Consider the following 6507-nt stretch of genomic DNA (forward strand, 5'->3'; position numbering starts at 1 on the left):
AGCTGAATCCAATAACATTGGTTTCAGCCTTTCTTTATCCTATGAATGGAGACAAGCTTTTGCTATAAACCTTAGTCTAATTTGATATTTTAGTTTACTTAGGCAAAATTTTTTTATAAAGGAGAGAAAATTCACATTCAGTGAACCTTAGTAAAAATATTAATTACATGAACGACCTTATCGGAAAGGAAAAAAGCTCCCTCATCGGCAGCTTTTACACTTCCATTATAAAAACCATCATGATTACCTATATCATGCATTAATTCAAATATAGGTAAAGGATGAATAATTGATGACTAAACGAACTCCTTTTAAAAGAACTATGATTTTTAATAATGCCGCATTCATTACATAGATATTGAGACCTCAAACGGAATAGTAAACTTAGCATCTCCGGATCCCTCTGCCGAGAAAGCATCTAATGAAATTTGTATATCTTTTCATCCTTTTGCTTCATAGTAAAATCTGTTACGAAAAATAGTGTGTTCATTAACCCACACCTGCTTTACATCTATTTTCATTGATTTAAAGAAGATTTAAAAACAAAAAAGGGGCTGTCCCAAAAGTCAGTGAAATAACTTTTAGGGGCAACCCCTTTTCGTATTGGCTTGGTGATACTTCTTTAAGTGGTACCGCCATATCTTTAAGCCATTACCATGATCGAGAAGTTTGGTCTCCACTCTTAAGAACGTGAATGTGGAACCCATATATCCTCAAAGCTAAAAAATCTAATTAAAAACCGGAACTTGATTGGATAATGGGAATATTACTGTTCTTTTGAAATATTATTATTCCTTTTCTTCTTCACTAAAAGAATGATGGCAATGATAAAGGCTACTGCACTATATATCCAGGTAAACATAAAGGCGAGGCCCAATCCGATATTTGCATCCATATAATCGTTTTTCACATGATCAATAGCTAAATATAGAAGCGGTGCCCCTCCAATTATGAGCAGGATGACCCAGAGAACATTCATTTTCAGACTTCTGCTTGATAAAATAATAATGATGAAAGATAGCAAGAGAAACGCTTCTGAAGTTATCGTCAACGTTACCAGATTGCTCATACTATATCACTCCTAATCAGGGTTGCCTAAATGGAATATATTTATGTTCTCTTATATCTATGTCTCTTTTCTTTCCTTTTTCATAAATTGATATTATTATCTTAGTAAAAAACCTGAATTCCTCCAAGAGAAATGAAGGATCCAGGTTTCAAGTTAATTTTTCTTTGATAATTGCAAGGCATTCTTGATGCTTTTCAGTGATTTTGAGCTTCCGTACATCAAGACTCCACCACGATAGATTTTTGCTCCGATAATTCCAAGTAAAACAATGGTTAAGATCAACACAGCAATGCTGATGGCGATTTCCCAGAATGGAACTTCAAGCATCCCTACGCGCAAGAACATGATCATTGGCGTGAAAAATGGAATGAATGATGTAATCGTAATATAGCTCGCTGACGGATTCCCCAATCCAAACATCGCAATCATGAAGGCAATGACGACCAACATGGTCATCGGTGAAATCATTTGCTGGACATCTTCAATTTTGCTGACAACGGACCCAAGACATGCCGCAAGAGTCGCGTACAGAAAATAACCAAGCAAAGCGAAAATGATCGCATAAATGATTGTTGAGATATCGGTGCTTCCGAAACCAAAAAATGAAAAGAACCCTTCATCCATACCAGTCAAGTTTTGTTTAATCGAGAAATAGCCCACTCCTAAAAATAAAATCATTTGCGTAAGACTAAGCAGGGCTACCCCCATTATTTTGGCAAACATCTGTGTGACTGGCGGGACACTTGAAATCAGGATTTCCATGACCCGTGATGTTTTCTCAGTAGCCACTTCCATAGCAATCATCGTTGCATACATCAATACACCGAAGTAAATGACGAATAGGAGCACATACACGAGACCGCGTGCTTGATTGAGATCCTCTTCCGTTTTTGCATTTTTCGCAAGCGCAATCGTATCAAATGCTGGCGGCGTATTCAATTGAGCGATTTGCTGCTCTGTCAAATTCAATTCCTTCGCAGTTATTTGACCCTTCAATTGGGTAAGCGCTAAAAGCAAATCATTACTTACCGCAGAATCTGAAATTTGATTCGCTTTATACGTTCCCTTGAAGCCGACGGTTTCATCCTTTTCGATTAACAAATAGCCAACGATATCTTCCGCGCCGACCATTTCCTCCGCTTCCTTTTCATCCTTGGCGGATATTATCGATAAGTCATCGTTCACACCTGCTACCGCTTTTTTGTAAGAATCAAATAAGCTACCTTCAGTCTTATCGATGACGGCAACCTTTTCCTGATCATCACTGTCGAATTTATCAATAAGATTCGAAATATTCGTAAGGACAAGAATCAGGGCCATCATAATGATTGTAGAAATGATAAAGGATTTCGTTTTTAATTTTGATAGATATGTATGGGAAAGGACAATCCAAAAGTTATTCATAGACGGCACCCACTTTTTCAATGAAAATATCCGTTAGCGATGGTTCTTCCAATTCGAATTTACGCACGAAACCTCTTGGAACAAGATCACGAATCATGTTCTCAGCCACATCTTCTCCAGTGACTTGAAGAATTTTTCCTTCCATCGTGTTCTTTACTTTTGTTACGCCTGAATAATTATCCAAAAAGGATAAATCAAAATCAGCTTTAATTGACACATTCTTTTTACCAAAAGAACGCTTGATTTCTTTTAATTTTCCAGCCACAACAGGGGAACCTTTATGCATGATGCAAAGATGCTCACACATCTCCTCAACATGCTCCATGCGATGGCTCGAGAAAACGATTGTCGTACCGCTGTCCCTTAAGTCGATGACGGCTTTCTTCAGAATTTCCACATTCACGGGATCCAGTCCGCTGAAGGGTTCGTCAAGGATAAGTAATTCAGGTTTATGAATCATGGATGCGATTAGCTGGATTTTTTGCTGATTTCCCTTTGAAAGCTCTTCAACTCGCTTATCAATATACTCGGGAACCATAAAGCGGTCTAGCCAATACTCCAATTCTTTCAAAGCATCCCTTTTGTTCATTCCTCTTAATCTAGCCAAATACACAATTTGATCACGGACCTTCAGTTTTGGATATAGTCCGCGTTCCTCAGGAAGATAGCCAATCAATGAACTGCTCTTATAATCGATTTTGTTACCATTCCAGGTCACTTCCCCTTCAGTCGGGTCAAGCAGGCCGAGTATCATTCGGAACGTTGTCGTTTTCCCCGCTCCGTTCCCACCTAAAAAACCGAACATTTCTTTCTCGGGAATAGTTAAATCAAGCTGGTTGACAGCTGTGAATTCCCCGAATTTTTTCGTAACTTCTTTAATTTGTAAAGCCAATGGACAACCTCCTATTATATAATTCTTTTTATATGTTACCGGAAACGTTTTCCAATTTCAACTATCACACAGGACTAAATAACTCTTTTTCCCTTCGAGTATATGCAAATTTCCTCATAAAATGCCCTATCCCCAGATTGCATGGACATCCAAAATGCCTTAGCTGATTTCAGCAGGTTCCCATTTGCTGATTTTCAATTACACGATATTTATGGTTTAATCAATGGGTAAATACTAAAAAAATTGGACGTCCCATTAAAGGAAGCGTCCAATAGTTTTTATAAGCAATCATTGTTTAGATGAAAATAATACTAACAGGCCAAATTCAAAGTAATCTCCACCAAGGTTCCTTCGTTCACTTTACTTTGATAGACAATATTGCCATCGTGTTGCTTAATGATTTTATGGTAGATCATTAATCCGAGTCCTGTTCCCTTTTCTTTTAAGGTGTAAAAGGGTTCACCTAAACGCGGAAGGAGTTCTTGAGGTATGTCACTCCCCTGATCTTGAAAAGAAATGATTCCCAAGGGAATGATCTCACTATTATGTAGGGCTCTCCTCGGAAAGCCTCTCATTCATAAACAATTTTACTTAGTTTCAGATTCATTTTTGCCCATGCCTTCAGCTAATTGATCAAATGATTTGACCTTACCATGTGGATTCTGCGATTGTTTACGATCTTTCCATTGGCGTTCTTCTTGTCGCTTAGATTGAGTCATCTAAATAAGCTCCTTTACATAAAATTCAGTAAACCATTAGCAGCACGCCTCCACCCTTGTACTCGGTGCAGTCATGTAATTAGGATAAAAAACAAAGTGAATAATAAGTTCCGGTTCGGTTAAGTTACATACTACTTAAGGTGGAAATAAAGAAAAATTTATTAACCGTTGTTCAAAGGAGGGAAAAAGGATATGCATCTGCCCTGTCACCTTTTCGACTTCTATTAGAAAGTCTAAAAAAAGATCTATTTCCTCTTTGATATACTTAATTGAAAAGCTCTTCCCATCGGTTTAAATTGATCTAAAATTTGCCTGGACTTGGCTCTCCTTCTGCCACATCCAGACAAACAACTGGATTCATTGTTTTTTACTCCTCTACTTACTTATCAGTACCCCTTGTTCTCCATGCAGTGTCATAGCTTCGCTTGTTATACACATTCTACGGCTCAAAGAATTGAATAGTGTAATTCAGTTATTCTAAGGTTAATCTTGATATAATTACGTTTAATTTTTAAATAATCCTCCCCTTCGTATTTGTTCAGTAGGAGAATAAATTTTATTTGAATGGCATTGATAACACAATAATTTGATTGGTGGAAAGATAGATAATATCCAACATCTGTTACCATGGGGTGGACCAGCGTCCCAAGGTAGAGTTTATGGACATTTTTGTGTTTTTGATTTGCATCAATTTTATATAGAAGGTAGATGTTGTCTAGCAATTGGGGGGCAGTTCAATTAGAGGATCCTTTTTCTCTACTTATAAGTGTGATTATGTTATCTAAAGAGTATTCATTCCTATCTATATGCCTAATGATATAAATCGTATTACAGTAGTACAGTCATTTTTAATCTACTCACATATAATAATAGAAATAATAAGTGAGTAGGTGAACATTAGTGTCTAATCAAAACTGGGAAAAATCCTCACCTGCCTATGGCTACGTTACACTCATAGGTTCCAAGCCCATCATGGTCAAATCAGGTGAAAGTATAAAATTTAATCAAAACGGTCCATTAAATAATATAAAGTTTACCCCTCCTAGTGACACCTTAATAATTCGTAAATCAGGTGACTATAAGATTGAATATGTATTATTAATCGATGGTCCTGCTTCATCTTCAACATATGCTTTGATTTTAAATGGTTCTTTAGTAAAGGGGCAGCTTACTAACTATGGCATACAAAGACAAGTGGATGGAGCGAGCCTGATGCTCATTGGGCAAGCAATTATTCATATTCAAAAAAATTCAACATTGCAACTTAGAAACATCGGTCCATCCACGGATACTTTATTACCGATTATAGGTAAACAAAAAATTAATGCAGCATCATTTACAATAGTGAAACTTGATTAGCTAAATGGTTAATGGAAGGAGAAATAAACTAAGTGACCTTGTGATTCCGAAGTTGATGGATGGTCAAGGTCGCTTTTTAGTAAGAAAAATTTTCTTCATCGATTGGACTCTCATTTTCTCTTATTGTTTTTAACAACCTTTATGAAAAAGGTGATTGAAAATGACATGGTGGATGGATATTTTGATATTAGAATTAATTAGAGAGAAAAAATATCCCTATTATACATAGACAATCAAAAATTTTACAGACGAATACACCATATGGAAAACTAAAATTAATAAGGAGGTACAGATTCTTCAAGTCAATGACAATACTATAATCTCAATTCCTATCATATACCTGTAAACCCATATTTCTATCCTTACTCAATCTCTTACCCTCGTTCATGGCAAAGTTATAACAGTAACTTATGAGAAGCTTATTACGCCCCTTTGGCTTCTACAATAAGATCACGTTCAAATTGTGCGAATGATCCTAAAATATTAAAAAGCAGTGTTTGTAAACTGTTTCCTTCGTTTGAACCATCAAACTTCATATCCTCTTTTACAAATCTTACATTCACCCCTTTTTCAGCTAATTCATGAACTATCTTATTTAAGTCCATAATAGAACGAGCTAAACGATCTATCTATTTTAGTTACTACTAATGTATCTCCTTCTCGTGCAAATTCAATAGCTTCATAAAGTTGGGCTCTTTGTTTTGTACTTGTTCCTATTACTTTTTCAACAAAAAGCTTTTTACACCCTTCGTTTTCAAAAATTTCCTTTTGTGTTTATAAATCTAGGCCATTAGTTAAAACCCTCGCATAACCAATTAACAATATGTATCATCCTCTGTCTATAAGTTTTAAATCTTTTATACATCAAATTACAGACTAACTTTTAGACAGAAAACAAGAATAAATAAACAAATAATTGTCACTTTTGGCTGTAATTTGCGTATATTTTAAGTGTTATTTTGCATGTCACTTTGACCGATAATTTGCACTTATTTTAAGTGTTATTTTGCACATCCAACTTTAAAAAATTAAAAAAACAGCTACCTTCATATGAAGATTAGCTA

Annotated in this window: 7 protein-coding genes and 1 pseudogene; 1 reads left to right on the forward strand and 7 read right to left on the reverse strand. The window is 35.8% G+C overall.

Annotation, left to right across the window (positions count from 1 at the left end):
* Window positions 1-766: 766 nt before the first annotated feature.
* The 5 genes and pseudogenes from N0M92_RS22870 to N0M92_RS22890 all read right to left on the reverse strand — a co-directional run bounded on the left by N0M92_RS22870 (window position 767) and on the right by N0M92_RS22890 (window position 4084).
* Entirely contained in the window at window positions 767-1069 is a 303-nt protein-coding gene (locus N0M92_RS22870; protein ID WP_260288000.1) for a hypothetical protein, read from the reverse strand.
* Window positions 1070-1222: 153 nt separating this feature from the next.
* A complete protein-coding gene (locus N0M92_RS22875) occupies window positions 1223-2473 on the reverse strand; it encodes an ABC transporter permease (RefSeq protein WP_260288001.1) in 1251 nt (416 codons plus the stop codon).
* Window positions 2466-3365, reverse strand: coding sequence for an ABC transporter ATP-binding protein (locus N0M92_RS22880; protein WP_260288002.1), 900 nt, complete (start codon window positions 3363-3365; stop codon window positions 2466-2468). Before N0M92_RS22880 ends, N0M92_RS22875 begins: the two co-directional genes overlap by 8 nt.
* A 311-nt stretch (window positions 3366-3676) precedes the next feature.
* Window positions 3677-3886: pseudogene (locus tag N0M92_RS22885) on the reverse strand (ATP-binding protein); the annotation flags it as partial.
* Between the two features lie 66 nt (window positions 3887-3952).
* Window positions 3953-4084 carry a DUF6254 family protein gene (locus N0M92_RS22890; RefSeq protein WP_221408324.1) on the reverse strand — a complete coding sequence of 44 codons (132 nt, stop codon included), beginning with the start codon at window positions 4082-4084 and terminating at the stop codon, window positions 3953-3955.
* Between the two features lie 900 nt (window positions 4085-4984).
* Here N0M92_RS22890 and N0M92_RS22895 point away from each other — a divergent pair.
* Window positions 4985-5443, forward strand: coding sequence for a BclA C-terminal domain-containing protein (locus N0M92_RS22895; RefSeq protein WP_260288003.1), 459 nt, complete (start codon window positions 4985-4987; stop codon window positions 5441-5443).
* A 422-nt stretch (window positions 5444-5865) separates the two neighbouring features.
* On the opposite strand, the gene N0M92_RS22900 is transcribed toward N0M92_RS22895, so the two are convergent.
* Window positions 5866-6048 (reverse strand): recombinase family protein, encoded by a 183-nt coding sequence (locus N0M92_RS22900; protein ID WP_260288004.1) that lies wholly within the window; start codon window positions 6046-6048, stop codon window positions 5866-5868.
* Entirely contained in the window at window positions 6035-6205 is a 171-nt protein-coding gene (locus tag N0M92_RS22905; protein WP_311202592.1) for a recombinase family protein, read from the reverse strand. Before N0M92_RS22905 ends, N0M92_RS22900 begins: the two co-directional genes overlap by 14 nt.
* Between the last annotated feature and the right edge of the window lie 302 nt (window positions 6206-6507).

Origin of the sequence: Peribacillus aracenensis, from assembly GCF_025175645.1 — a bacterium.
Taxonomy (GTDB): domain Bacteria; phylum Bacillota; class Bacilli; order Bacillales; family DSM-1321; genus Peribacillus; species Peribacillus aracenensis.

Coding starts and splice junctions, on each gene's coding strand:
- N0M92_RS22870 (WP_260288000.1), bottom strand. CDS start 1,069: ATGAGCAATCTGGTAACGTTGACGATAACTTCAGAAGCGTTTCTCTTG.
- N0M92_RS22875 (WP_260288001.1), bottom strand. CDS start 2,473: ATGAATAACTTTTGGATTGTCCTTTCCCATACATATCTATCAAAATTA.
- N0M92_RS22900 (WP_260288004.1), bottom strand. CDS start 6,048: ATGGACTTAAATAAGATAGTTCATGAATTAGCTGAAAAAGGGGTGAAT.
- N0M92_RS22890 (WP_221408324.1), bottom strand. CDS start 4,084: ATGACTCAATCTAAGCGACAAGAAGAACGCCAATGGAAAGATCGTAAA.